Origin of the sequence: Citrobacter sp. wls718 (assembly GCF_005280945.1) — a bacterium.
Classification (GTDB): Bacteria; Pseudomonadota; Gammaproteobacteria; order Enterobacterales; family Enterobacteriaceae; genus Citrobacter; species Citrobacter gillenii.
In genome coordinates, this window is record NZ_SZWV01000021.1 from 8,046 (window position 1) to 31,910 (window position 23,865).

Below are 23,865 nucleotides of genomic sequence, written 5' to 3' on the forward strand. Positions count from 1 at the left end.
CAATGAAGATTAGTGTGCGATAGTCTGTGTGCCAGCCGGAGTGCGAACGTGTTTGTACTTAAACAGTGCGACGAAGGCAAAGGCCAGGAACAGTGAGTAGCCCGCGAAGATCAGCCATACACTCTGCCAGTCAGTAATGCCGTTCAGTGTGAAGTGTTCCACCACTTTACCGCTCACCAGACCACCCAGAATACAGCCAAAGCCGTTGGTCATCATCAGGAACATACCCTGTGCACTGGCGCGAATTTCCGGACGAACTTCTTTTTCCACGAACACCGAACCGGAGATGTTGAAGAAATCGAAGGCGCAGCCGTAAACAATCATCGACAGAACCAGCAGCACGGTACCGAACGGAGTCGGGTCGCCGTACGCAAACAGACCAAAACGCAGCATCCACGCCACAATACTGATCAGCATAACGTTCTTAATACCGTAACGGCTTAAGAAGAACGGGATGGTCAGGATAAACAGGGTTTCTGAAATCTGCGAGATGGACATCATGACTGACGCATGCTCGACGATGAAGCTACCAGAGAACAGCGGGTTATTATCGAAGCTGTGCAGGAAGGTATTACCGAACATGTTGGTAATTTGCAGTTCTGCGCCCAGCATCATCGAGAAGATGAAGAAAATTGCCATACGCTTGTTTTTAAACAGGGCGAAGGCATCCAAACCCATCATTGACGTCCAGCTCTGATTTTTCTGCTGATTAGCAACCGGAATATGCGGCAGCGTCAGGGTGAACAGTGCCAGTACCACGGACAGAATTGCGCCGATATACAGCTGCATATGGCTCAGTTCAAAGCCTGAGAAGCTTACCGCCCACATGGCCAGAATAAACCCGATGGTGCCCCAGATACGGATTGGCGGGAAGTCGGTGACAATATCCATCCCGGCAGACTGCAGGCGATAGTAAGAAATAGTGTTGATTAACCCCAGCGTTGGCATATAGGCCAGGGAGTTAAGCAGGATCACAAAGAACATGGCTCCAGGCGTGGTGACCTCGGCGGCAGCGAACAGCGTACCCGCACCCACCAGGTGGCAAAGAGCATAAACCCACTTGGCACTGATCCATTTGTCGGCGACGATACCTAACAGCGTAGGCATAAATACGGCGGCAATCCCCAGCGAGCTATAGACTGCGCCAATAGAGGCACCGTCGAATTTAAGGGTGACAAACATATAAGAGCCGAGGGTCGTGAGCCAACTACCCCACAGGCAGAACTGCAGAAAGGAAAGGACTTTCAGCTGCAGCTTAAGATTCATGTTAATTTCCTCACATCGTAATGCGGATGGATGTTTTAAAAAGCACATTTGCCGTTTCAATATGATGTTATTCTATCAATGAGAAGGGGTGTTTTTTTGTTAGCTGTGACAAATATTTGCAAACAATTTCCAATTGCAAAGCAAAATAGTGACGGAGTTAACACTTTTACCCTCTTCTGCCGCCAGCTTCACGCGGCCGAAGAGGGTAAACATTACCGACGTCGATAGGATTTTTGTGCAGAATTGACCTTATAAAGGTAGCGGCGTGATTCCGCCGACGGATGTCGGGTGGTTAATGTTTGATAAACGTCTCCCGGCGACATGCTGTTGATGATATTTGCTGCCTGAATTTTATCGCTGGAGAACACACGCAGCACGCTGCCTGCCCCACCGTTATACGCGGTAATGACGGCGTAACGACGTGAGGTTGGGTTATCGATTCCGCCCAGGTAGACATTGTTGAGCATCGCCAGATAGGCGGTACCGGTATCAATGTTGTTGGCCGGGTCAAACAAGAAGCTACGGCTTGGCGTACCGGAACGGCCCTGTGAGCGGAATACATCCTTCCCGGCGCTGTGCTGCACGACCTGCATCAGGCCCAGTGCATCAGCATGGCTGACCGCATACGGGTTAAAGGAGGACTCGGTTTGCATGATGGCGAGGATCAGCGCCTCGTCGACGCCATACTTACGCGATGCCTGACGAACCATGCCGATATACTTATGCGCACGCTTATCAAGGTGGTTTGGCACCAGGTTAATTGTCACGCTGTAGATAATGCGCAGGCCGTTACTCCGGCTCTTCAGTCGCGTTTGCAGCAGGTAGTTGGCGAAGTTTGTCGCGCGCCCCTCCCAGCGAATAGGCTGACCGGTATTATCAACGACCTGCCCGTAGAGGAACGGCTCTTTGGAAATCTTGATATCATCGACATCGGAATAGAGATCGATGGAACCCGGATCGTCTCCCATCAGCAAGGTCTTGATTATTGCCCGTCGTAAATGCCCGGCAGGATCTGTCCCGGCGATGGTCTCCACGGTTATGGTACCGTCATCAAAGTTGATGTGGCTGCGGGTTTGATACTGATCGGTATACTTGACGTAGTCCTTCGGACCCGCGATCAGCACTTCTTTAAATCCCCACAAATTCTCAATGTTATGGGCAAACTGCCCCATCAGAATATCAAAACCGTTGGTATCCTTGACCCAGGCTTCGTTATAGGAATCGCCTTTTTTGGTCGAACTGGAACAGGAGATGAGCAACGGCGCAATAACGGCAAGCGCGAGAAATTTTTTCATCATTCCGGGGGTGCGTGTTGTGTTGGTTATTTGCAAGGACCAGATTAAATCGTCGGCCGGATAAGCGCAGCGCCATCCGGCAACGGTTCTTATGACTCTGGCGTATAGCCTTCAATGTGCACGTCCTTGCCTTCAAACAGGAAGTTGATCATCTCCTGTTCCAACAGCTTGCGGTGCTCGACGTTCATCATGTTGAGTTTCTTCTCGTTAATCAGCATGGTTTGCTTGTGCTGCCACTGTGCCCATGCTTCTTTCGAAATCTCGTTATAAATGCGTTTTCCCAGATCGCCTGGGTACAGCTGAAAATCCTGACCTTCTGCTTCACGTTGCAGGAAAGTACAAAAAATCGTTCTGCTCATAAAAAATCCTCTTTATCGACCGGCACGTTAAACCTGCGCACCGACGCGTAATTGCTGTAACAAACGCTCCACGGGAGCCGCCAGTCCGACTGACGGCGGTTGCGCTAAGTTATACCAGAGCGCGTTGCCTTCATCCATGCAGGCGGTGAATGAGGACACGGGAAGCCACATAGGCACAATATCTAAGTGGAAATGACTAAAGGTATGGCGAAACGCAGTAAGCTGGGTCAGATTATCTGCGTTAATTTGCCGTTGCGCCAGCCACTGATGCAGTCCATCTTCATCTTCAAACTGCGGAAAACAGTATAATCCGCCCCATAAGCCGCTAGGTGGACGCTGCGCGAGTAACACCTCATCGTTATGCTGCATCAGTAAAAAATAGCCTGTGCGCTCCGGTAACGTCTGCTTGGGCTTTTTACCCGGGTATTGTGCCCAACTTGCATTGGCGGTAGCCATACAGCCATTTTGTAATGGGCACAGGGCGCACTTAGGTTTTGAACGCGTACAGACTAGCGCGCCTAAATCCATCATCGCCTGATTAAATCGTTCAACGCCGTGGGCGGGTGTAACCTGCTCACTCAACGCCCACAGTTTTTTCTCGACCTCTTTTTTCCCCGGCCAGCCGCTGACAGCATAACAGCGTGCCAGCACGCGTTTGACGTTGCCGTCGAGAATCGGAAAATGCTGACCCAAAGAGAGCGAAAGGATCGCGCCTGCGGTAGAGCGTCCAACGCCGGGCAGGGCGGCAACTTCATCAAAGGTTTGCGGGAAGGTGCCGCCATGCAGCGTCGCCACCTGCTGAGCGGCTTTATGCAGATTGCGCGCACGCGCGTAATACCCCAGCCCGGTCCACAAATGCAGGACTTCATCAAGCGGGGCATGGGCTAAATCGGTTATCGTTGGAAAGCGCGCCATAAACCGTTCAAAATAAGGAATAACGGTCGCAACCTGAGTTTGTTGCAGCATGACTTCAGAAAGCCATACTTTGTAAGGCGTCTTGTCAATTTGCCAGGGCAGCGTTTTTCGCCCGTATTTGTCGTACCAGCTCAACACCTGAGCTGAAAATTGAGACGCTTGCATGATTACCGTTTCATTATTGCTGGGGGCAAGATTGCAGCACAGAGGTCGAAGGGTGTAAACCGGAACTTTCCGCAGCTGACTCTCTTCCTTTACTTGCATCCGGCAACTAACTTTGGATAATGCCCGTTTTCAGAACTCAAACACAGCAGACTAAACTTTTATGAAGAACGACGTCATTTCACCGGAATTTGATGAAAACGGTCGCCCGCTGCGCCGGATTCGTAGTTTTGTTCGTCGCCAGGGGCGACTGACTAAAGGGCAGGAACACGCACTGGAAAACTACTGGCCGGTGATGGGCGTTGAGTTCAGCGAAGCGCCGGTCGATTTTGCTGCGCTGTTTGGCCGTGACGCACCGGTGACGCTTGAAATAGGTTTCGGTATGGGCGCTTCGCTGGTGGCGATGGCCAAAGCGCGTCCGGAACAAAACTTCCTCGGTATTGAGGTTCACTCTCCGGGCGTTGGCGCCTGCCTGGCTTCGGCGCATGAAGAGGGCGTCGAAAACCTGCGCGTGATGTGTCATGACGCCGTTGAAGTGCTGCACAAAATGATTCCTGACAATTCTTTATCGATGGTTCAGCTCTTTTTCCCTGACCCGTGGCATAAAGCACGTCATAATAAACGCCGTATCGTTCAGGTACCGTTTGCTGAGCTGGTGAAGAGTAAGCTGAAGTTGGGCGGTGTTTTCCACATGGCTACCGACTGGGAAGCTTATGCGGAGCACATGCTTGAAGTGATGTCCTCCATTGACGGGTATAAAAACCAGTCTGAGAGTAACGATTATGTACCGCGCCCACCATCGCGCCCGGTAACCAAATTTGAACAACGTGGCCATCGTCTTGGCCACGGCGTATGGGACTTAATGTTCGAGAGGGTGAAATAATGGCAAAGAACCGTAGCCGTCGTCTGCGTAAAAAAATGCATATCGACGAATTCCAGGAAGTCGGATTTTCGGTTGCATGGCGTTTTCCGGAAGGCACATCTGAAGAGCAGGTCGATAAAATCGTTGATGACTTTATCAATGAGGTTATTGAGCCGAACAAGCTGGCCTATGACGGCAGTGGCTATCTGGCCTGGGAAGGTCTGATCTGCCTGCAGGAAATCGGCAAATGCACTGAAGAACATCAGGCAATCGTGCGTAAGTGGCTGGAAGAGCACAAACTTGAAGATGTGCGCACCAGCGAACTTTTCGATATTTGGTGGGACTAAGTAGCACAGGGTCGGCAAATGCCGGCCCGATTTGTATTGAGGGATAGATATGATGCGTAAAACGCTGCTGGCGGCAGTTCTGACGTTCACGGCGATGGCCGCACATGCTGATTATAAGTGCAGCGTCACCCCGCGTGACGATGTGATTGTGACTCCGCAAACGGTGCAGGTGAAGGGTGAAAACGGCGATCTGGTGATCACGCCAGCCGGGAATGTTACCTTCAACGGTAAGCAGTACACCTTAAGCGCCGCACAGCGTGAGCAGGCGAAAGATTATCAGGCGGCGTTGCGTAGCAGCCTGCCGTGGATTGACGACGGCGCCAGAGCGCGCGTCGAGAAAGGTCGCATCGCGCTGGACAAAATTATCGCCAAAGAAGTCGGTGAAAGCAGCAACATGCGCGGTCGTTTAACCAAGCTTGACGCCCAATTGAAAGAGCAGATGAACCGGATCATCGAGCATCGTACTGACGGTCTGACCTTCCATTATAAGGCGATTGATCAGGTCCGTGCTGACGGGCAGCAGCTGGTGAATCAGGCGATGGGCGGCATTCTGCAGGACAGCATCAACGAAATGGGTGCCAAAGCGGTGCTCAAAGGTGGCGGTAACCCACTGCAGGGTGTGCTCGGTAGCCTCGGCGGTTTGCAAACCTCCATCCAGAATGAATGGAAGAACCAAGAGAAAGACTTCCAGCAGTTTGGCAAAGATGTTTGCGCGCGCGTCGTGACGCTGGAAGATGACCGTAAGGCATTGGTTAACGGTCTAAAATAGCATTTACCTCTCTTTAACGGCACAGAAACATTCTGTGCCGTTTTGCTTTGCATTTTCCTTGTTTTTTGATATCCATCTCTAAAAATAACAAATTTATAAATATATAAGTCTGGTTAATTGGAAGAGGTCACATTATTCATCTGTCAGGTTGACATAATGCGGCAAATTCAAATAACCGGAGTAATAACATGGATTTTTTCAGAAAAACGGCACTGGCAGCACTGGTTATGGGGTTCAGCGGCGCAGCGCTCGCATTACCCAATATCACCATTCTGGCTACCGGCGGGACGATTGCTGGTGGCGGTGATTCCGCAACAAAATCCAACTACACGGCGGGTAAAGTTGGCGTAGAAAATCTGGTCGATGCGGTGCCGCAACTGAAAGATATTGCCGTCGTTAAAGGCGAGCAGGTGGTGAATATTGGCTCGCAGGACATGAATGACGACGTCTGGTTAACGCTGGCGAAGAAGATCAACACCGAATGTGATAAAACCGACGGCTTCGTGGTGACCCATGGTACGGATACTATGGAAGAAACCGCGTATTTCCTCGATCTGACCGTCAAGTGCAACAAGCCAGTGGTGTTGGTCGGCGCAATGCGTCCGTCTACGGGTATGAGCGCCGATGGCCCGTTCAACCTCTATAACGCCGTGGTGACCGCGGCGGATAAAGCGTCTGCTAACCGCGGTGTGCTGGTGGTGATGAACGACACTGTCCTGGATGGCCGTGATGTGACCAAGACCAACACCACGGATGTCGCGACCTTCAAAGCCGTCAACTATGGCCCGCTGGGCTATATCCATAACGGTAAAATTGATTACCAGCGTACGCCTGCGCGCAAGCATACTTCCGCAACGCCATTCGATGTCTCTAAGCTGACCGAGCTGCCGAAGGTGGGCATTATCTATAACTACGCTAACGCCTCCGATCTGCCGGCAAAAGCGCTGGTCGATGCCGGATACGCCGGGATTGTGAGTGCTGGTGTGGGTAATGGTAACCTGTATAAAACCATTTTCGATACGCTGGCAACCGCTGCGCACAAAGGCACCGTGGTCGTGCGTTCTTCCCGCGTACCTACTGGCTCCACCACGCAGGATGCTGAAATCGATGATGCGAAGTACGGATTTGTGGCGTCTGGCTCGCTGAACCCACAAAAAGCTCGCGTGCTGCTGCAATTGGCGCTGACACAGACCAAAGATCCTAAACAGATCCAGGAAATGTTTAATCAGTACTAATCGATGAAGGTGGCTGCGCTTATCGACCTAACCCTGTAGGCCTGATAAGCGCAGCGCCATCAGGCAATTTGCCGAATGGTGGCTCAAAGCCTTATCAGGCCAACATTCATTACGGTTTTCCGCGTTACTCCGCCAGAAACAGCTCCAGCAGTGAGTTTAAAAACAGCTTACCGTGCTGGGTAATCTGCCAGTACTCATCGCTCTGCGTCAGATATCCCTGGGCGATAGCCTCATCAATCTGTGCTCGAATCACCTCTTCGGTAAGCCCGGTATAGTGGGTGAATTCCACACGCGGTGCGGCCTCCAGCAAGCGGAAGCGGTTCATAAAGAACTCAAATGGCTTATCAGCCTCGGCGACATCACGCTCGCTTTCGAGATAACGTCCCTGCATGTAACCGCGCGGATGTCGCGTTTTGGTGGTGCGCAGGATACGTCCGTCCGGGAAGGTGACCTTGCCGTGAGCCCCGCAGCCAATGCCAAGATAGTCGCCAAAACGCCAGTAGTTCAGGTTGTGCTGGCACTGATATCCCGGTTTTGCATAGGCCGAGGTTTCATATTGCTGATACCCGGCGGCGGTCAGCAACCGGTGGCCTTGCTCAAAAATATCCCACAGGGCGTCATCATCCGGTAGCACCGGCGGGCGCGAACCAAACAACGTGTTGGGCTCAATAGTGAGCTGATACCAGGAGAGATGCGGGGGGTTAAGCTCAATGGCCTGCTGTAAATCGCCCAGCGCTTCTTCCAGCGTTTGATCCGGCAGGCCGTGCATCAGATCGAGGTTAAAGCTGCGCAATCCCAGACCGTCAGCCAGATTCGCCGCGCGTTTGGCTTCTTCTGGCCCGTGAATACGCCCCAGTCGCTCAAGCTTGGCGGCGCTAAAACTTTGTACGCCAATCGAGATGCGGTTAACTCCAGCGCGTTGATAATCGACAAACCGATCGGCTTCCACCGTACCGGGATTGGCTTCCATCGTGATTTCGGCATCCGCCGCCAGATTCAGACGCGCACGCACGCCATCCAGCAGCGTTTGCATTGCCGGGCCAGAGAGCAGGCTCGGCGTACCGCCACCAATAAAAATGGTCTTTACTTCGCGTCCCTGCGCGTAGGCGACGTTGGCATCCAGATCGCTCAGCAGATGCCCAACGTAATCGTCATGGGGAACTTCGCCCTTTAACGCATGCGAGTTGAAGTCGCAGTAGGGGCATTTCTGCACGCACCACGGGATGTGGATATAAAGACTCAGCGGTGGCAACTTAACCATTACGCAGCGCATCCAGCAGCAGTTTTAGTGCCTGTCCACGGTGGGAAATAGCACTCTTTTCTTCGCGGGTCAGTTCGGCTGCGGTTTTACCCTCAGACGGTACAAAGAAGATAGGGTCGTAGCCAAAACCACCGTCTCCGGCAGGCTCACGAGCGATCACGCCCGGCCAGCGTCCATGACATACAACAGGGGTTGGGTCATCTGCGTGGCGCATATACACCAGTACACAATGGAACTGTGCCTGACGTTTTTCGTCCGGGATATCCTGCAGGGTGTGCAGCAGTTTTTCCAGGTTTTGTCTGTCAGTCGCATCTTCACCAGAATAGCGAGCAGAATAAATCCCCGGTGCCCCGCCGAGGGCGTCAACGGCCAGGCCGGAATCATCGGCAATGGCCGGCAGACCGGTGATTTGCGCGGCATGACGCGCCTTCAGAATGGCGTTTTCAATAAACGTCAGGCCGGTTTCTTCTGCGGAATCAACGCCCAGATCCGTTTGGGCAACGACATCAAGCCCGAAGTCGCTCAGGAGAGAGGCGAGTTCACGCACTTTACCGGCATTGCCGGTCGCGAGGACAACTTTTTGCATGGGATACCTAATCAGTTAGCGCCGCAATTTCTGGCGGGATCTGTTGCGGATGAATGATTTTAACCTGTTTGTGGCGGCCAAGCTCACCCTTCTCAATAACGACCTGGCTTTTCGCCACACGGAACTGTTTACCGAGAAACTTCACCAGATGGCTGTTGGCTTGCCCATCGACCGGTGGGGCGGTAATGGCGACTTTTACTTCGTCGCCATGTAAACCCACAATACTGTCACGGCTGGCTTTAGGCTGAATGTAGAGCCGTAAAACCAGACCGTCATCGCAGAGTGTTACGGCACTCATAGCGCCATCCACAGCCCCGGCAGCAGCATGTTGCCTGTCGCTTGTAACACTTCTGCGATCCCCATGTTGATGACATAGAGCAGCAGCACCAGGATCATCGGGGAGAAGTCGATCCCGCCCATTCCTGGTAGGATACGACGAATAGGACGCAGCAGCGGATCCGCCAGTTGAATCAGTACGTATTCTACAGGGCTGCGGCCCTGGCTGACCCAACTCATGATGGCCATCACCAGCAGTACCCAGAAAATCAGTAGCCCGATAGTCTTCAGGACGATCAGTACGGCGGCGATCCAGATAATGGGTTGGAACGTGACCACTTTGAACAGCACAATAGCTTTGATAAAGCTGAGCACTAACGCGACCAGTAACGATGCGCTATCAATCGGCCCCATCGGGGGAATAATTCGGCGTAACGGCCCAATAATAGGCTGAGTGATTTTTACAATGAACTGCGAAAACGGATTGTAAAAATCGCAGCGAGACCACTGCATCCACACGCGCAATAGCAGCGCCATGGTATACAGCTCAATTACCGTTGAGAGCAGGAAGGTCAACGTATTCATGGTGTTCCTCAGTTTTCCTTAATTTTTTGTGTAATCACGAGCACCAAAAATGGCAGTGCCAATGCGCACCATCGTGCTACCCGCCGCGATGGCGGCATCCATATCATCAGACATTCCCAACGAGAGCGTATCGACTGTCGGGTAGCGTGTTTTCAACCCGGCAAATGCTACAGCCATTTGCTGTGCAACTTCAAACTGCCTTACATAATCTGACTCAGGCGCCGGGATTGCCATCAGTCCACGCAGGGTAATGCGCGGCAGAGCGGCGACGTCTGCGGCCAGGGCATCAAGCTCTGCCAGCGGAATACCTGACTTGCTGTTCTCATCGCTGATGTTTATTTGAATCAGCACATTTAGCGGCGGTAGGTCTGCCGGGCGCTGTTCGCTGAGTCGGGTGGCGATGCGCAAACGGTCTATCGTGTGGCACCAGTCAAAATGTTCAGCCACCAGACGGCTTTTGTTGGACTGCAACGGGCCGATAAAGTGCCACTGCAGTCCAGTCACGCCGTTTTCGCTGAAGTAGCGGATTTTATCCACGCCTTCCTGAACATAGTTTTCCCCAAAGGCATGCTGCCCGGCAGCAATGGCTTCTTCGATGGCGCTCGCAGGTTTGGTTTTGCTCACTGCAAGCAACGTAACGTCTTCTGAAGACCGCCCGCAACGCGTCGCGGCGGCTGAGATTTTCTCCCTGACATGTGCCAGGTTATGCGCGATATCGTTCATTTTCCGAGGATGTTCATATGAATATGGAAGAAATAGTGGCCCTTAGTGTAAAGCATAACGTGTCGGATCTACACCTGTGCAATGCATGGCCTGCGCGCTGGCGCATATGTGGAAGGGTAGAAATTGCCCCGTTTACCGCGCCTGACGTGGAGAAGCTGCTGATGTTATGGCTCAGTGAGCAACAACAGGTACAGTGGCGGGAAAAGGGTCAGGTTGATTTTGCTATCGCACTGGCGGATTCCCGGCGTTTACGGGCCAGCGCATTTACGCATCAGCAGGGAACGTCACTGGCGCTGAGACTGCTGCCGTTTGATTGCCCGTGCCTGGATGATCTCCAGACGCCCGCTGCGTTGCCAGAACTGCTGCACAGCGAAAACGGGTTGATTCTGGTGACCGGGGCGACGGGCAGCGGTAAGTCGACGACGCTGGCGGCGATGGTGGACTCTCTCAATCAGCACGTTGACGGGCATATTCTGACCCTGGAAGACCCGATTGAATACCGCTATACCAGCCAGCGTTGTCTGATCCAACAGCGTGAGATTGGCGTGCACTGCCTTTCTTTTGCTGCCGGCCTGCGGGCGGCATTGCGTGAAGATCCTGACGTGATTTTACTGGGGGAACTGCGCGACAGCGAGACGATTCGTCTGGCGCTGACGGCGGCGGAAACGGGGCATCTGGTGCTGGCAACGCTGCATACGCGCGGTGCGGCGCAGGCGGTGGAGCGGCTGGTGGATACGTTCCCTGCACAGGAAAAAGACCCGGTGCGTAATCAACTGGCGGGTAGTTTGCGGGCGGTGCTCGCACAAAAACTGGAAGCCGACAGGCAGGGTGGGCGGGTGGCGTTATTTGAACTGCTGGTCAATACGTCGGCTGTGAGTAATCTGATCCGTGAAGGGAAAACCCACCAGCTACCCGGCGTGATACAAACCGGGCAACAGGTGGGTATGCAAACATTTGCCCAGAGCCTGCAGCAGCGTCAGGCGCAAGGCAGGCTGTAAATATGAGCCTTAGTAACCTTGTTCGAAATAGCTTTCGAGAATAACGACGGCAGACGCGGAGTCTACTTTGCCTTTATTCAGCGCGCGGTACCCGCCTTGCTCAAACAGGCCGGAACGTGCTTCGACGGTGCTCAGGCGTTCGTCGTGCAGCGTGACCGTGACGCCAAAGCGGCCATGAATACGGTTGGCAAACTTGCGTGCGCGCGCAGTAAGCGGCTGCTCGGTGCCGTCCATATTGAGCGGCAGACCGACAATGATTTCATCCGGTTGCCACTCTTTTAGCAGGCGTTCAATCACGTTCCAGTCTGGCGTGCCGTCCTGCGCTTTGATGGCAGGCAGCGGTCTGGCAGTACCTGTAATGCGCTGACCAATCGCCACGCCAATACTTTTGGTCCCAAAATCAAAGGAGAGTAATGTTTCGCTCATTATGCGTGTCCCGCCACGCCAGGCATGGTCAGGATATCGATCCCGATAAGTTTGGCCGCGTCGCGCCAGCGGTCGGCAATCGGCGTTTTAAACAGAATATTGAGATCCGCGGGGGCGGTGAGCCAGGCGTTATCCAGCAACTCTTGCTCCAGTTGGCCTTTTTCCCATGATGAATACCCCAGGGCGACCAGCACCTCGGAAGGTTGTTCCTGAGTGCCTAAGGTTTCCAGTACATCGCGGGAAGTGGTGATAATGGTGTTGTCCGAAATACGAATGCTCGAGGCGAAGCGTGAAGGAGGGGTATGCAAAATAAACCCACGCTCTTCTGCTAACGGGCCTCCGAGCATCACGGCTTTATCCAGGCGAATCGCCGGATCGCGTGTCTCAGGGGTAATCTTCAGCTTTTCCAGAATCCCTGCAATCTGTAATTTTTCCAGGGGTTTATTGACGATAATCCCCATTGCGCCATTTTCATTATGTTCGCAAATGTAGACCACGGAACGGCGGAAAATCGGATCCTGGAGAGCAGGCATGGCAATAAGAAAGTGATGCTGTAAATTCATTGTCAGAGGTTCTGTTTCCTGGTTCAAAAAAGCAACAACGGTCAGTATGCGAGGAAAGCGTTAAGTTGTCACCCTCTGAAAATAACATTGCCGGATATCGGCTTCGCCTTATCCGGCCAACGGGGTGCAATTGTAGGCCGGATAAGACACCGTGGCGTCGTCATCCGGCGCAGGTTTACTTGGCTAAGCGAGCTTCAATGGCATCCATCAGCATACCGGTAATGGACACCGGGAACTCCGCCTCAATTTCGCGAATACAGGTTGGGCTGGTGACGTTAATTTCCGTCAGGCGATCGCCGATAATATCCAGACCGACAAAAATCAGTCCTTTGGCTTTCAGCGTTGGCCCGATACGACGTGCAATTTCCCAGTCGCTGTCGGTCAGCGGACGCGGTTCGCCACGGCCACTGGCCGCCAGATTACCACGGGTTTCACCGCCCTGTGGAATGCGTGCCAGGCAGTAGGGAACGGGTTCGCCATCGACCACCAGTACGCGTTTGTCGCCGTCTTTAATTGCCGGCAGGTAGTTCTGCGCCATGCAGTAGCGGGTACCGTGTTCGGTCAGCGTTTCGGCAATTACACCGAGGTTCGGATCGCCTTCCTTCACGCGGAAGATCGATGCACCGCCCATGCCGTCCAGCGGCTTGAGAATGATATCGCTGTGTTTTTGCCAGAAGGCTTTCAGCTGCGCTTTGTTACGCGTGACCAGCGTTTCTGGCGTCAGGTCCGCGAACCAGGCGGTGAACAGCTTTTCGTTACAATCGCGCAGGCTCTGCGGTTTGTTCACGATCAGCGTCCCTTGCTCTTCTGCACGCTCCAGAATATAGGTGGCGTAGATGAACTCGGTATCAAACGGCGGATCCTTACGCATCAGAATGACGTCCAGGTCAGCCAGTGGTAGATCTTGTTCGCTGTTGAACTCATACCATTTGTCGTAGTTCTGCTCTACGCTCAGGGTACGCGTGCGGGCGCGGGCTTCACCATTAATCAGATAAAGATCGGCCATCTCCATATAGTGAAGTTCGTAACCACGACGTTGTGCTTCCAGCAGCATAGCAAAGCTGGAATCTTTCTTGATGTTGATGCTTGCGATGGGATCCATCACGATGCCGAGCTTGATCATTGTTCTTCTCCGTTAGCCCAGATCGCCAAATCGCACCTGTAGCGCGGTAATGGCGGTGAGCGCAGTTGTCTCAGTACGCAGAACGCGAGGTCCTAACAGAATATCAGTAAACTGATAGCGTGCAGTCATGGCAATTTCATCTGCCGACAGCCCGCCTTCCGGGCCAATCAGCAGTCGGATGCGCTCTACCGGCAGCGGAAGCGTGTTAATACTGGCGCTGGCACGCGGGTGCAGGTTCAGTTTTAGCCCCTCGTCCTGCTCGGCACACCAGGCTTCCAGATCCATTGCCGGGCGAATTTCAGGCACCCGGTTACGACCGCATTGCTCGCAGGCGGCAATCGCAATTTTCTGCCACTGCTGGAGCTTCTTGTTCAAGCGTTCACTGTCCAGTTTAACGCCGCAGCGCTCAGAAAAAAGTGGCGTAATGAGGCTTACACCCAGTTCAATCGATTTCTGGATAGTAAATTCCATTTTTTCACCGCGCGACATCACCTGCCCAAGATGAATATGCAAGGGAGATTCGCGATCGTCGAGTTCGGCGCTCAGTATCTTCACATCCACGCTTTTCTTGCTGGCGTGGGTGATCTCGGCGTCAAACACCTGGTTGCTGCCGTCAAATAGTTGAAGAGCCTGGCCCGCTCCCATGCGCAGCACGCGACCGATATGGTTGGCGGCATCTTCATACAGTGAAATTTGGCTGCCTGCCGTGAGTGGTTCAGGGTGATAAATGCGAGGAATGCGCATAGTTAACCATCCGCGTCATGGCCCTGGCCGACAAAACGGCAGGGCATGGGTTAAAATATTGACGCTAGTGTAGGTTAGCTCTTTTGCGCCTGGCAAGCGCGTTGCACGTATGGGTTATGGTTGCCCTGTACCTTCGCAATACGTTCGTCGCGTTCGCACTCCCAGTCGGTCACTGGATACTGTTTATTCCAGGCGTTAAAAAGCTGGGTTTGCTGACGGGAAAGCGTCAGGTTGTACTGGTCGCGCATGTAAAAATAGGTGCGCGCGATGGCGCCGCGAGCGCGCGCAGGCGGCTCAGCCACTTTTTCTTTGAAATCGACCTTCATGTCACACTGCCCATACTGGCCTTCGCCGCCGTTCCACTGGCTGTACATAAAGTTCGCGCGATCGCCATTTACTTCACCCACTGCCGGTTGCAGGTTGTGCATATCGCTTTCCATCTTGCGATAGACCGGATCTTTGGCGCAATTTTTACGTCCACCGTCCTGCCAGCACTGGCGTTGATGACCAAATTGCCAGGCCGGAACCACGTGTTCCCATTCAATACGGCTGGCGCGGTTTTCGTTTTTCCGCACTTTATAGCCGCAGGACTCGAGATCCACGACCCCTTTTTTGCCCTGCCAGTTAATTTTACAGCCGCAGTAGAAATCGCCGGGCGCATCGACATTAACTTTTACACCAGCGGCTTTCGCCTGGGAGAAACTGTTGATACCTTCGGCGAATGCCGGGCCAGAGAGTGCAGTAGCCAATAACGCCACTGCCATAGAAAGATTACGGTACATCACACACTCCGTGTCAAAACGAGCCCGCAACGTAACGAAAGCGTCGGGCAGATGCAATCAGCTAAATCATATAAGTTCCAGAAATTACTTTTGAGTAACAAGGCGCTATCGGCGGATTATTGTTTGCTTGTTTAGCGCGCCTGCTCATACAGTAGCGTGTCACGAGCGCGAACCAGGGCGTTGCGCAGATTGCCCAGATAACAGCCGTTTTTATCGAATTAATGACCGGGAAAAAAGATGAAGAAAGGGGTGAGCGCGTTTCCGCTTACGCCGCTGAGGGCGGGTGAGATTGATGAAAATACATGGCTTTCTCTGATTGAGAATATTGCCGGTGCCGGCGTTGATTCCATCGGTGTGCTGGGTTCTACCGGGAGCTATGCCTACCTGACGCGTGAACAGCGCCTACGCGTTACCCGGCTTGCGCTTGAGGCGGCATCTGATATCCCCGTTATTACCAGCATTGGCAGCGTACGAGTCGAAGAAATTCTGCATCTTATGGATGATGCGCAGCAGGCGGGTGTCAGTGGCGTTTTGATGGCCCCGGTCTCTTACCAGCGGCTGAACGTGGATGAAGTTTTTGATCTGTACGATCGAGTCACTCGCGAGCTGTCGGTGCCGCTATGTATTTATGATAATCCCGCCACCACCGGGTTTGAATTTAGCGATGACCTGCTTATCGCGCTGTCAAATTTACCGGCTATTGGTTCGATTAAACTGGCTTCATTCACCTCTGAACGGATCGCCAGGCTAAAAAACAGTCTTCCGGCAGGCGTCTCTATTGGTGTCAGTGGCGACGGTCAGGCTGCCTCAGGGCTGTTAGCCGGAGGCGATGTCTGGTATTCCGTCCTGGCAGGCTTGTTCCCGCATTATTCACGTGCTTTAGCCAATGCCGCGTTGACGGGAGATCACGTCAAAACCCGGCAACTGGATAGCGCGCTCCAGCCTCTGTGGGCCTTTTATCAACGGCACGGTAGCCTGAGGGTGATCGCGACGGTGGCAGAAATGATGGGGAAAGTGTCTGCGCCTTGTCTCCCCTTTCCGGTGCAAACGCTGAAGGGGGAGGAAAGGCTCTTATTGCAGGAAACGTTGAGTTCATTATCTTTTTTGGATTGATGAACGAGGATGTCAGGCCTTCGCCGGGTTTTCCTGCGGCCCGGGAATCAACGGTTCGCCACAGTGGACGCAGCGGTAGGTGGCCTCACCACGCACAATGCGGTTATGTCGGCGGACGGTCAACTGATGCTCCTGGCACTTGCAGCGGTAAGTAAAGGTATTGCGCTGCACGGATTGCAGTTCGAACTGATGCGTACGCCGGGCCGGAACGCCCAGCACGCTTTCCATCATCCATTTCCACTCTTTTCCGTGAGGCGGTACGCGGCCAAAGTGCTTCCACACCAGCAAATGTGCCAGTTCATGCGGTACGACCTCGTTGATAAACGCCTCAACGTTTTCCATCAGCAGCACCGGGTTGAGGCGAATTTCATTGCTTTGCAGCCACGCAGTACCCGCAGCAGTGCCGCGCTGTTGGTACACAAGCTTAGGTTCCGGATAATTGCGTTCGAGCTTGAGATTGGCGAGGGCAAGTTTTTCCCGCAGGCTGCGCATAACGGCTTGCTGGATGGCGATGGGAAGTCGGGAGGTTTTCATAACGCAAGAGGATAGTGCGACAGGGAAGGGACTGCAAGAGGAAGGCTCCCTCCCGCCCGGGGAGGAAGCCTTGAGTGATTAGTCGTGTGCGCCAATTTCGCGCAGTTTACGGCCTTTCATCAGGTTACGTTCAATGTGTTCCAGGGAGACGTTTTTGGTTTCCGGAATCAGCCACAAGGTCAGGAAGATGAACAGGACGTTCAGGCCGCCGTAGACCCAGAAGGTGTTGGCGCTGCCCAGCGAGTTCAGCATCGTCAGGAAGGTTGCGCCGACGATCATGTTGGCAATCCAGTTGGTTGCGGTAGAGCAGGTGATACCGAAATCGCGGCCTTTCAGCGGCTGGATTTCAGAGCACAGTACCCAAATCAGCGGACCGGCACTCATCGCGAAGCCAACGATAAACATCAGCAGCATCAGTACGGCAAAGTACTGGGCGGCAGCGGAGTGGATACCAATGTGCATCATTGTGCCCAGCACGCCCATACCGATAGCCATCACGATAAAGCCGAGGATCAGCGTCGGTTTACGGCCCCAGCGGTCAACCAGGCCAATGGCGATAAAGGTCGCCAGCACGTTGGTCAAACCCACGATAACGGTGCCCCACATCTGCTCAGTGGTGTTGGTATAACCCGCCAGTTCAAAGATTTTTGGTGCGTAGTACATGATGACGTTCATCCCGGTGAACTGCTGCATCACCTGTAACAGTACGCCAAGGAATACCGCGCGGCGGAAGTTGCTGTTTTCTTTAAACAGCGCCCAACCGCTTTGTTTTACCTGCAGGCTTTCACGAATTTCATCCAGCTCGCGTTTCGCTTCTGCACTGGTATCACGCAGACGTAACAGCACGCGTTCAGCATCGACGAAGCGACGTTTAGCGGCGAACCAGCGCGGGCTGTCCGGCAGGAAGAACACGCCAACCAGCAGCAGCAGGGCAGGAATGATGATCACGCCCAGCATCCAGCGCCATGCACCGCTATAGCTAAAGGCGGTATCGGATAGATAGGCCCCGAGGATCCCGATGGTAATCATCAGCTGATACATGGAAATCATACTGCCACGAATTTTTTCCGGTGCAATTTCAGATAGATACAGTGGCGCAGTGTAAGACGCAACGCCCACGGCCAGACCCAGCAGGATACGGGAGAGAAGCAGTACTTCTACGTTAGGCGCCGCGGCGGAGAACAGCGAGCCGGCGACAAACAGGATCGCGCCGATCATCAGGCTTTTTTTACGTCCAAGCTTGAAGGAGAGCCAGCCGCTGCCGACAGCACCTACAGCTGCGCCAAACATCATGGAGCTGACCACCCATTCCTGAGTGTGCGGGGTAATTTGAAACTCGTCGGTGATGAACGGTAATGCACCGGCAATCACGCCGATATCCAGGCCAAAAAGTAATCCTGCCAGGGCGGCAAGAAAGCAGACAAAAAATGTCATGGCTTTGTTGGAACGCCCCTGTTTTTTATTCCCAGGCATGATGCCCTCCAGGTTGGGTAACTTATTTTTGTTGATGTTAAGGGTAGGTGAGTACGGGGTGAAAAAATGAGATTAATATCACATTAGTGTAATCGCTTACACTGGCATTCACGGATGTTATAAGTTAATTATTTGAAAAACATGCAGTTTCATAAAAATGAAAAATGAGTGATTGCCTGGAATTAAGACGATACTGAAAAGTAATGTAACAATAATGAAAATGTAGAAATTAAGGGATGTAAAATCAATTCATTATGATAATGACTGGATGTAATCGCTTTCATTTGCATTGAAAGTCAGGGAGGAGAGGGACGTTAAGGTACAGCTAAAAAAAAGACCAGCCTTAAGGCTGGTCCTGGTAAGCGGGGGTATTCAGTAAATTACTTCAGTCCGGCAGCTTCGCGCAGCTGCTGCGCTTTGTCGGTTTTTTCCCATGGGAAATGTTCACGACCAAAGTGGCCGTAGGCTGCGGTTTCTTTATAGATCGGGTGCAGCAGATCCAGCATCTGGATCAGGCCGTATGGACGCAGGTCGAAGAACTCACGTACCAGCAGGGTCAGCTGTTCAGTTGGCACTTTCTCGGTACCGAAGGTTTCGACCATGATAGAGGTAGGTTCTGCCACGCCAATAGCGTAGGAAACCTGAATCTCACAGCGGTCAGCCAGACCGGCAGCCACGATATTTTTCGCGACATAGCGGGCTGCGTAGGCTGCAGAACGGTCAACTTTAGACGGATCTTTACCTGAGAATGCGCCGCCACCGTGACGCGCCATGCCGCCGTAGGTATCAACGATAATCTTACGACCGGTCAGACCGCAGTCACCCATTGGGCCACCGATAACGAAACGGCCGGTTGGGTTGATGAAGAATTTGGTCGATGCGCTCAACCACTCGGTCGGCAGTACCGGCTTGATGATCTCTTCCATCACTGCTTCTTGCAGTGTTTTCTGGTCAACATCTTGAGAGTGCTGAGTAGACAGAACCACCGCATCAATACCGACAATTTTGCCATCGTCATACTGGAAGGTGACCTGGCTTTTCGCATCCGGGCGCAGCCACGACAGGGTGCCGTTTTTACGCACTTCAGCCTGACGTTGTACCAGACGGTGAGCGTAAGTGATTGGTGCCGGCATCAACACGTCGGTTTCGTTGGTGGCATAACCAAACATCAGACCCTGATCGCCCGCGCCCTGTTCCAGCGGATCGGCACGGTCAACGCCCTGGTTGATATCCGGAGACTGTTTACCGATAGCGCTCAGTACTGCGCAAGAGTTAGCGTCAAAGCCCATGTCGGAATGCACATAGCCAATTTCGCGAACCGTATTACGCGTGATCTCTTCGATGTCGACCCATGCGCTGGTGGTGATTTCACCGCCAACTAAAACCATACCGGTTTTGACATAGGTTTCGCAGGCGACGCGTGCTTTCGGATCCTGTTCGAGGATTGCATCCAGCACGGCATCAGAGATTTGGTCAGCGATTTTGTCAGGATGCCCTTCTGATACGGACTCGGACGTAAAAAGGTGTTTTGCCATATTTAATTTCACCTAAGGAGAATTTGGTTAGCTCAAACTGTCGAGTGGAATAGCCATGTGTAGAAGATTCTACCATGAGTCTGCAGATTTCGGACACTGGCAGTCTGAGTGTTAATCGGTATAGATGGATTAACATCTGGACGGCTATTTTAGGACAGTTCTTCGCCCGATTTCCAGCTTTTTTTGACTACGGTCGCATTGTACCGAAAATGTAACTGGAAATTTTTCCTGACGGTGCTGGCAATGCGCGCATTTATCTTTTGCTTTTTCGTACTCTTATCGGTATAAAACGCGGCGCGCGGCTTATACAAAAAGCACACGACGTTTTCATCGTGTCGCCACTTCCAGCCGGGTTAACACTTTAGCTTTGGCTTGTGGGTTCGTTCCGTCTGGAGCGACCGTGGAGGTGATACGAGATAATGAACCGTTGTATTCTGCTGAATCTGCCACACCGTTCAGGTGTGCATATGTCCCCCGCAATCTGCATCTCTGCTTTGCATACCTGTCGATGTTATATACATAAAATCATTCATGCTGCGTCGAGGCTGCATGAAGGATGAAGTGTATACCCATCTCGGCGTATCTCAGGACTCAAGAGCCGGTAACGGTCACTAAGGACTGAACAAGGGCGCTCTTGGTAAACAAGAGTTTTCTCGTGGTTTCGCCGAACTGTCAGTATTACGTTCGGTAACGTGTTTACAATGAAATGATAAAGAAACCGGTCGCACAGTCGGAGCGTCAGCACTATCTGCTGGAAAATCTGCCTGTTTATGGGTTGTTATCGCTTCTTCGGATTGCGATAGTAGTCAACTGTTTTACACTTGTTAATAAAATTTGAGGTTCGCTATGTCTGACGACATTTCTATGGGTTCGCCTTCGTCAGCAGGCGGACAGGGTGTACTACGCTCCATGCAGGAGGTTGCAATGAGTTCCCAGGAAGCCAGCAAGATGCTGCGTACCTACAATATTGCCTGGTGGGGTAATAACTACTACGACGTCAACGAACTCGGTCACATTAGCGTGTGCCCGGACCCTGACGTCCCAGAAGCACGTGTTGATCTTGCCGAGCTGGTAAAAGCTCGCGAAGCGCAGGGGCAACGTCTGCCTGCGCTGTTCTGTTTCCCACAGATCCTGCAACACCGTCTGCGTTCGATTAACGCCGCATTCAAACGCGCCCGCGAATCTTACGGCTACAAGGGGGATTATTTCCTCGTTTATCCGATCAAGGTTAATCAGCACCGTCGTGTGATTGAATCGCTGATTCACTCCGGTGAGCCGCTGGGACTGGAAGCCGGTTCTAAGGCCGAACTGATGGCGGTTCTGGCGCATGCAGGCATGACCCGCAGCGTGATTGTCTGTAATGGTTACAAAGACCGCGAATACATTCGTCTGGCGCTGATTGGCGAGAAGATGGGCCACAAGGTCTATCTGGTCATTGAGAAGATGTCTGAAATCGCGATCGTGCTGGATGAAGCCGAACGGCTGAATGTGGTCCCGCGTCTGGGCGTGCGTGCGCGTCTGGCCTCGCAAGGTTCTGGTAAATGGCAGTCCTCCGGTGGTGAAAAATCCAAGTTCGGCCTGGCGGCGAACCAGGTACTGCAACTGGTGGAAATTCTGCGCGAACGCGGTCGTCTGGACAGCATTCAATTGCTGCACTTCCATCTCGGTTCACAGATGGCGAACATTCGCGATATCGCCACCGGCGTACGTGAATCTGCGCGTTTCTACGTTGAGCTGCACAAACTGGGCGTAAACATCCAGTGCTTCGATGTGGGTGGTGGCCTCGGCGTGGACTATGAAGGGACACGCTCGCAGTCTGACTGTTCGGTCAACTACGGTCTGAACGAATACGCCAACAATATTATCTGGGCGATTGGCGATGCCTGTGAAGAACACGGCCTGCCGCATCCGACGGTAATTACCGAGTCCGGCCGTGCGGTAACCGCGCACCATACCGTGCTGGTGTCTAACATCATCGGCGTTGAGCGTAGCGAACACACCGAAGCTACGCCTCCGGCTGACGATGCGCCGCGTGCCCTGCAAAGCATGTGGGAAACCTGGCAGGAGATGCACGAACCGGGCACCCGCCGTTCGCTGCGTGAATGGCTGCACGACAGTCAGATGGATTTGCACGATGTTCACATTGGCTATTCATCCGGAACCTTCAGCCTGCAGGAGCGCGCGTGGGCAGAGCAGCTGTATCTGAACATGTGCCATGACGTGCAGAAACAGCTCGACCCGAGCAACCGCGCGCACCGTCCGATCATCGACGAACTGCAGGAGCGTATGGCGGATAAGATTTACGTCAACTTCTCACTGTTCCAGTCGATGCCGGATGCGTGGGGGATCGATCAGCTGTTCCCGGTCATGCCGCTGGAAGGACTGAACCAGGTCCCTGAGCGCCGTGCGGTGCTGCTGGATATTACCTGCGACTCTGACGGTGCTATTGACCATTATGTTGACGGCGATGGTATTGCTACCACCATGCCGATGCCGGAGTACGATCCTGAGAACCCGCCGATGCTGGGCTTCTTTATGGTTGGCGCGTACCAGGAAATCCTTGGCAACATGCACAACCTGTTCGGCGATACCGAAGCGGTCGACGTATTTGTCTTCCCGGATGGTAGCGTTGAAGTTGAGCTGTCTGATGAAGGGGATACCGTCGCGGACATGTTGCAGTACGTGCAGCTGGATCCAAAAACGTTGCTGACCCACTTCCGCGATCAGGTTAAACAGACCGATCTGGACGATGCGCTGCAACAGCAGTTCCTCGAAGAGTTCGAGGCTGGACTGTACGGCTATACCTATCTCGAAGACGAGTAAGGTTGTTCTGGGTCGCTTGAACCTGGACAAATTAGCGGCGATAATTCGCCCATACACGTAGTCACGTAAATCAATCCCTTCCTCGTCGGGCTTAACGACGCGGAGGGGATTTTTTTAACCGATTTTATAAGAGGTCAGTACATGAGCACCTTAGGTCATCAATACGACAACTCCCTGGTTTCTAACGCCTTTGGTTTTTTACGTCTGCCGATGAATTTCCAGCCCTACGACAGCGATGCCGACTGGGTTATTACCGGCGTACCGTTTGATATGGCGACGTCTGGTCGTGCGGGTGGGCGTCATGGTCCGGCAGCGATCCGTCAGGTGTCGACCAATCTGGCCTGGGAGCACAACCGCTTCCCGTGGAATTTTGACATGCGTGAACGCCTGAACGTCGTGGACTGCGGCGATCTGGTGTATGCGTTTGGCGATGCGCGTGAAATGAGTGAAAAATTGCAGGCGCATGCTGAAAAGCTGCTTTCTGCCGGCAAGCGCATGCTCTCCTTCGGCGGTGACCACTTCGTCACGCTGCCGCTGCTGCGCGCGCACGCTAAGCACTTTGGTAAAATGGCGCTGGTGCACTTTGATGCCCACACCGACACCTATGCTAACGGCTGTGAATTTGACCACGGCACCATGTTCTATACCGCGCCGAACGAAGGCCTGATCGATCCGAACCATTCCGTGCAGATCGGTATTCGGACCGAGTTTGACAAAGACAACGGCTTTACCGTACTGGATGCCTGCCAGGTGAACGATCGCAGCGTGGATGACATCATTGCGCAGGTGAAGCAGATTGTCGGTAACATGCCGGTTTACCTGACCTTTGATATCGACTGCCTGGATCCGGCGTTTGCTCCGGGTACGGGTACGCCAGTGATCGGCGGTCTGACGTCGGATCGTGCGATCAAACTGGTGCGTGGCCTGAAGGATCTGAATATTGTCGGGATGGATGTAGTTGAAGTGGCCCCGGCCTACGATCAGTCTGAGATCACCGCGCTGGCAGCAGCAACGCTGGCACTGGAGATGTTGTATATCCAGGCGGCGAAGAAAGGCGAATAACGGATTTCGGACAATTTTGCCGGATGTCGCTGACGCTAATCCGGCCTA

Annotated in this window: 26 protein-coding genes and 1 pseudogene; 10 read left to right on the forward strand and 17 right to left on the reverse strand. The window is 53.1% G+C overall.

The genetic code is table 11. The annotated features are described in order from the left end of the window. Positions 1 to 9: 9 nt before the first annotated feature. The 4 genes from FDW95_RS04115 to mutY all read right to left on the reverse strand — a co-directional run bounded on the left by FDW95_RS04115 (position 10) and on the right by mutY (position 4,000). A complete protein-coding gene (locus FDW95_RS04115; RefSeq protein ID WP_096755733.1) occupies positions 10 to 1,266 on the reverse strand; it encodes a nucleoside permease in 1,257 nt (418 codons plus the stop codon). 212 nt (positions 1,267 to 1,478) lie between these two features. Next, complete coding sequence (mltC, locus tag FDW95_RS04120; RefSeq protein WP_135911431.1) at positions 1,479 to 2,564, reverse strand: membrane-bound lytic murein transglycosylase MltC; 1,086 nt, start codon at positions 2,562 to 2,564, stop codon at positions 1,479 to 1,481. Between the two features lie 86 nt (positions 2,565 to 2,650). Next, positions 2,651 to 2,920, reverse strand: coding sequence for an oxidative damage protection protein (locus FDW95_RS04125; RefSeq protein ID WP_003027126.1), 270 nt, complete (start codon positions 2,918 to 2,920; stop codon positions 2,651 to 2,653). Between the two features lie 27 nt (positions 2,921 to 2,947). Beyond that, positions 2,948 to 4,000, reverse strand: a complete 1,053-nt coding sequence (mutY, locus tag FDW95_RS04130) for an A/G-specific adenine glycosylase (protein WP_115257508.1) — start codon at positions 3,998 to 4,000, stop codon at positions 2,948 to 2,950. Between the two features lie 160 nt (positions 4,001 to 4,160). Here mutY and trmB point away from each other — a divergent pair, with 160 nt between their 5' ends. From trmB to ansB, 4 genes are all read left to right on the forward strand, one after another. Continuing rightward, a complete protein-coding gene (gene trmB, locus FDW95_RS04135) occupies positions 4,161 to 4,880 on the forward strand; it encodes a tRNA (guanosine(46)-N7)-methyltransferase TrmB (protein WP_096755736.1) in 720 nt (239 codons plus the stop codon). Further along, positions 4,880 to 5,206: a YggL family protein gene (locus tag FDW95_RS04140; RefSeq protein ID WP_096755737.1), complete on the forward strand. Its 327-nt coding sequence runs from the start codon at positions 4,880 to 4,882 to the stop codon at positions 5,204 to 5,206. The genes trmB and FDW95_RS04140 overlap by 1 nt, the downstream gene beginning before the upstream one ends. A gap of 49 nt (positions 5,207 to 5,255) precedes the next feature. After that, positions 5,256 to 5,975 carry a DUF2884 domain-containing protein gene (locus tag FDW95_RS04145; protein ID WP_096755738.1) on the forward strand — a complete coding sequence of 240 codons (720 nt, stop codon included), beginning with the start codon at positions 5,256 to 5,258 and terminating at the stop codon, positions 5,973 to 5,975. Positions 5,976 to 6,163: 188 nt separating this feature from the next. Continuing rightward, positions 6,164 to 7,210, forward strand: a complete 1,047-nt coding sequence (ansB, locus tag FDW95_RS04150; RefSeq protein WP_096755739.1) for an L-asparaginase 2 — start codon at positions 6,164 to 6,166, stop codon at positions 7,208 to 7,210. 124 nt (positions 7,211 to 7,334) lie between these two features. On the opposite strand, the gene hemW is transcribed toward ansB, so the two are convergent. From hemW to FDW95_RS04175, 5 genes are read right to left on the reverse strand one after another with little or no spacing between them, the layout of a single operon-like run. Next, complete coding sequence (gene hemW / locus FDW95_RS04155; protein WP_115257509.1) at positions 7,335 to 8,471, reverse strand: radical SAM family heme chaperone HemW; 1,137 nt, start codon at positions 8,469 to 8,471, stop codon at positions 7,335 to 7,337. After that, positions 8,464 to 9,057 (reverse strand): XTP/dITP diphosphatase, encoded by a 594-nt coding sequence (locus FDW95_RS04160; RefSeq protein WP_115257510.1) that lies wholly within the window; start codon positions 9,055 to 9,057, stop codon positions 8,464 to 8,466. The genes hemW and FDW95_RS04160 overlap by 8 nt, the downstream gene beginning before the upstream one ends. Before the next feature lie 7 nt (positions 9,058 to 9,064). After that, complete coding sequence (gene yggU, locus FDW95_RS04165; RefSeq protein ID WP_115257511.1) at positions 9,065 to 9,355, reverse strand: DUF167 family protein YggU; 291 nt, start codon at positions 9,353 to 9,355, stop codon at positions 9,065 to 9,067. Beyond that, complete coding sequence (locus tag FDW95_RS04170; RefSeq protein ID WP_096755742.1) at positions 9,352 to 9,918, reverse strand: YggT family protein; 567 nt, start codon at positions 9,916 to 9,918, stop codon at positions 9,352 to 9,354. The genes yggU and FDW95_RS04170 overlap by 4 nt, the downstream gene beginning before the upstream one ends. Positions 9,919 to 9,936: 18 nt before the next feature. Next, the gene (locus tag FDW95_RS04175) at positions 9,937 to 10,641 is read right to left on the reverse strand and encodes a YggS family pyridoxal phosphate-dependent enzyme (RefSeq protein ID WP_096755743.1); all 705 of its coding nucleotides are present in this window, start codon (positions 10,639 to 10,641) and stop codon (positions 9,937 to 9,939) included. A 17-nt stretch (positions 10,642 to 10,658) separates the two neighbouring features. Here FDW95_RS04175 and FDW95_RS04180 point away from each other — a divergent pair, with 17 nt between their 5' ends. Beyond that, on the forward strand, positions 10,659 to 11,639 hold the full coding sequence (locus FDW95_RS04180) for a type IV pilus twitching motility protein PilT (RefSeq protein WP_115257512.1): 981 nt from the start codon (positions 10,659 to 10,661) through the stop codon (positions 11,637 to 11,639). A 9-nt stretch (positions 11,640 to 11,648) separates the two neighbouring features. Here FDW95_RS04180 and ruvX read toward each other — a convergent pair whose 3' ends face one another. The 5 genes from ruvX to endA all read right to left on the reverse strand — a co-directional run bounded on the left by ruvX (position 11,649) and on the right by endA (position 15,277). Next, a complete protein-coding gene (ruvX, locus tag FDW95_RS04185) occupies positions 11,649 to 12,065 on the reverse strand; it encodes a Holliday junction resolvase RuvX (RefSeq protein ID WP_096755745.1) in 417 nt (138 codons plus the stop codon). Beyond that, positions 12,065 to 12,628, reverse strand: coding sequence for a YqgE/AlgH family protein (locus tag FDW95_RS04190; RefSeq protein ID WP_115257513.1), 564 nt, complete (start codon positions 12,626 to 12,628; stop codon positions 12,065 to 12,067). The genes ruvX and FDW95_RS04190 overlap by 1 nt, the downstream gene beginning before the upstream one ends. A 175-nt stretch (positions 12,629 to 12,803) precedes the next feature. Beyond that, a complete protein-coding gene (gshB, locus tag FDW95_RS04195; protein WP_115257514.1) occupies positions 12,804 to 13,751 on the reverse strand; it encodes a glutathione synthase in 948 nt (315 codons plus the stop codon). Between the two features lie 12 nt (positions 13,752 to 13,763). After that, on the reverse strand, positions 13,764 to 14,495 hold the full coding sequence (rsmE, locus tag FDW95_RS04200) for a 16S rRNA (uracil(1498)-N(3))-methyltransferase (protein ID WP_115257515.1): 732 nt from the start codon (positions 14,493 to 14,495) through the stop codon (positions 13,764 to 13,766). Between the two features lie 74 nt (positions 14,496 to 14,569). After that, a complete protein-coding gene (gene endA / locus FDW95_RS04205) occupies positions 14,570 to 15,277 on the reverse strand; it encodes a deoxyribonuclease I (RefSeq protein ID WP_115257516.1) in 708 nt (235 codons plus the stop codon). A 237-nt stretch (positions 15,278 to 15,514) separates the two neighbouring features. Between endA and FDW95_RS04210 the strand changes: the two genes are divergently transcribed. After that, positions 15,515 to 16,390, forward strand: coding sequence for a dihydrodipicolinate synthase family protein (locus tag FDW95_RS04210; RefSeq protein WP_115257517.1), 876 nt, complete (start codon positions 15,515 to 15,517; stop codon positions 16,388 to 16,390). 12 nt (positions 16,391 to 16,402) lie between these two features. On the opposite strand, the gene FDW95_RS04215 is transcribed toward FDW95_RS04210, so the two are convergent. From FDW95_RS04215 to metK, 3 genes are all read right to left on the reverse strand, one after another. Then, a complete protein-coding gene (locus FDW95_RS04215) occupies positions 16,403 to 16,924 on the reverse strand; it encodes a SprT family zinc-dependent metalloprotease (RefSeq protein ID WP_115257518.1) in 522 nt (173 codons plus the stop codon). Positions 16,925 to 17,002: 78 nt separating this feature from the next. Next, positions 17,003 to 18,397: a galactose/proton symporter gene (gene galP / locus FDW95_RS04220; protein ID WP_096755752.1), complete on the reverse strand. Its 1,395-nt coding sequence runs from the start codon at positions 18,395 to 18,397 to the stop codon at positions 17,003 to 17,005. Positions 18,398 to 18,777: 380 nt separating this feature from the next. After that, positions 18,778 to 19,932: a methionine adenosyltransferase gene (gene metK, locus FDW95_RS04225; RefSeq protein ID WP_115257519.1), complete on the reverse strand. Its 1,155-nt coding sequence runs from the start codon at positions 19,930 to 19,932 to the stop codon at positions 18,778 to 18,780. Between the two features lie 419 nt (positions 19,933 to 20,351). Between metK and FDW95_RS24110 the strand changes: the two are divergent. From FDW95_RS24110 to speB, 4 genes and pseudogenes are all read left to right on the forward strand, one after another. Continuing rightward, positions 20,352 to 20,444: pseudogene (locus FDW95_RS24110) on the forward strand (hypothetical protein); the annotation flags it as partial. A gap of 194 nt (positions 20,445 to 20,638) precedes the next feature. Continuing rightward, on the forward strand, positions 20,639 to 20,770 hold the full coding sequence (yqgB, locus tag FDW95_RS04230) for an acid stress response protein YqgB (protein ID WP_115257520.1): 132 nt from the start codon (positions 20,639 to 20,641) through the stop codon (positions 20,768 to 20,770). A gap of 8 nt (positions 20,771 to 20,778) precedes the next feature. Next, a complete protein-coding gene (speA, locus tag FDW95_RS04235; protein ID WP_096755755.1) occupies positions 20,779 to 22,755 on the forward strand; it encodes a biosynthetic arginine decarboxylase in 1,977 nt (658 codons plus the stop codon). Between the two features lie 141 nt (positions 22,756 to 22,896). Beyond that, positions 22,897 to 23,817 (forward strand): agmatinase, encoded by a 921-nt coding sequence (gene speB, locus FDW95_RS04240; RefSeq protein ID WP_115257521.1) that lies wholly within the window; start codon positions 22,897 to 22,899, stop codon positions 23,815 to 23,817. Positions 23,818 to 23,865: the final 48 nt, after the last annotated feature.

Excerpts from the sequence above, each read along its gene's own strand:
- gshB (WP_115257514.1), bottom strand. The coding sequence starts at position 13,751 with ATGATCAAGCTCGGCATCGTGATGGATCCCATCGCAAGCATCAACATC.
- metK (WP_115257519.1), bottom strand. The coding sequence starts at position 19,932 with ATGGCAAAACACCTTTTTACGTCCGAGTCCGTATCAGAAGGGCATCCT.
- FDW95_RS04190 (WP_115257513.1), bottom strand. The coding sequence starts at position 12,628 with ATGAATTTACAGCATCACTTTCTTATTGCCATGCCTGCTCTCCAGGAT.
- galP (WP_096755752.1), bottom strand. The coding sequence starts at position 18,397 with ATGCCTGGGAATAAAAAACAGGGGCGTTCCAACAAAGCCATGACATTT.
- ansB (WP_096755739.1), top strand. The coding sequence starts at position 6,164 with ATGGATTTTTTCAGAAAAACGGCACTGGCAGCACTGGTTATGGGGTTC.
- FDW95_RS04140 (WP_096755737.1), top strand. The coding sequence starts at position 4,880 with ATGGCAAAGAACCGTAGCCGTCGTCTGCGTAAAAAAATGCATATCGAC.
- yggU (WP_115257511.1), bottom strand. The coding sequence starts at position 9,355 with ATGAGTGCCGTAACACTCTGCGATGACGGTCTGGTTTTACGGCTCTAC.
- trmB (WP_096755736.1), top strand. The coding sequence starts at position 4,161 with ATGAAGAACGACGTCATTTCACCGGAATTTGATGAAAACGGTCGCCCG.
- FDW95_RS04210 (WP_115257517.1), top strand. The coding sequence starts at position 15,515 with ATGAAGAAAGGGGTGAGCGCGTTTCCGCTTACGCCGCTGAGGGCGGGT.
- endA (WP_115257516.1), bottom strand. The coding sequence starts at position 15,277 with ATGTACCGTAATCTTTCTATGGCAGTGGCGTTATTGGCTACTGCACTC.
- rsmE (WP_115257515.1), bottom strand. The coding sequence starts at position 14,495 with ATGCGCATTCCTCGCATTTATCACCCTGAACCACTCACGGCAGGCAGC.
- hemW (WP_115257509.1), bottom strand. The coding sequence starts at position 8,471 with ATGGTTAAGTTGCCACCGCTGAGTCTTTATATCCACATCCCGTGGTGC.
- mutY (WP_115257508.1), bottom strand. The coding sequence starts at position 4,000 with ATGCAAGCGTCTCAATTTTCAGCTCAGGTGTTGAGCTGGTACGACAAA.
- FDW95_RS04170 (WP_096755742.1), bottom strand. The coding sequence starts at position 9,918 with ATGAATACGTTGACCTTCCTGCTCTCAACGGTAATTGAGCTGTATACC.
- FDW95_RS04180 (WP_115257512.1), top strand. The coding sequence starts at position 10,659 with ATGAATATGGAAGAAATAGTGGCCCTTAGTGTAAAGCATAACGTGTCG.
- speA (WP_096755755.1), top strand. The coding sequence starts at position 20,779 with ATGTCTGACGACATTTCTATGGGTTCGCCTTCGTCAGCAGGCGGACAG.
- yqgB (WP_115257520.1), top strand. The coding sequence starts at position 20,639 with ATGATAAAGAAACCGGTCGCACAGTCGGAGCGTCAGCACTATCTGCTG.
- FDW95_RS04175 (WP_096755743.1), bottom strand. The coding sequence starts at position 10,641 with ATGAACGATATCGCGCATAACCTGGCACATGTCAGGGAGAAAATCTCA.
- speB (WP_115257521.1), top strand. The coding sequence starts at position 22,897 with ATGAGCACCTTAGGTCATCAATACGACAACTCCCTGGTTTCTAACGCC.
- FDW95_RS04115 (WP_096755733.1), bottom strand. The coding sequence starts at position 1,266 with ATGAATCTTAAGCTGCAGCTGAAAGTCCTTTCCTTTCTGCAGTTCTGC.
- FDW95_RS04215 (WP_115257518.1), bottom strand. The coding sequence starts at position 16,924 with ATGAAAACCTCCCGACTTCCCATCGCCATCCAGCAAGCCGTTATGCGC.
- FDW95_RS04125 (WP_003027126.1), bottom strand. The coding sequence starts at position 2,920 with ATGAGCAGAACGATTTTTTGTACTTTCCTGCAACGTGAAGCAGAAGGT.
- ruvX (WP_096755745.1), bottom strand. The coding sequence starts at position 12,065 with ATGAGCGAAACATTACTCTCCTTTGATTTTGGGACCAAAAGTATTGGC.
- FDW95_RS04160 (WP_115257510.1), bottom strand. The coding sequence starts at position 9,057 with ATGCAAAAAGTTGTCCTCGCGACCGGCAATGCCGGTAAAGTGCGTGAA.
- FDW95_RS04145 (WP_096755738.1), top strand. The coding sequence starts at position 5,256 with ATGATGCGTAAAACGCTGCTGGCGGCAGTTCTGACGTTCACGGCGATG.
- mltC (WP_135911431.1), bottom strand. The coding sequence starts at position 2,564 with ATGATGAAAAAATTTCTCGCGCTTGCCGTTATTGCGCCGTTGCTCATC.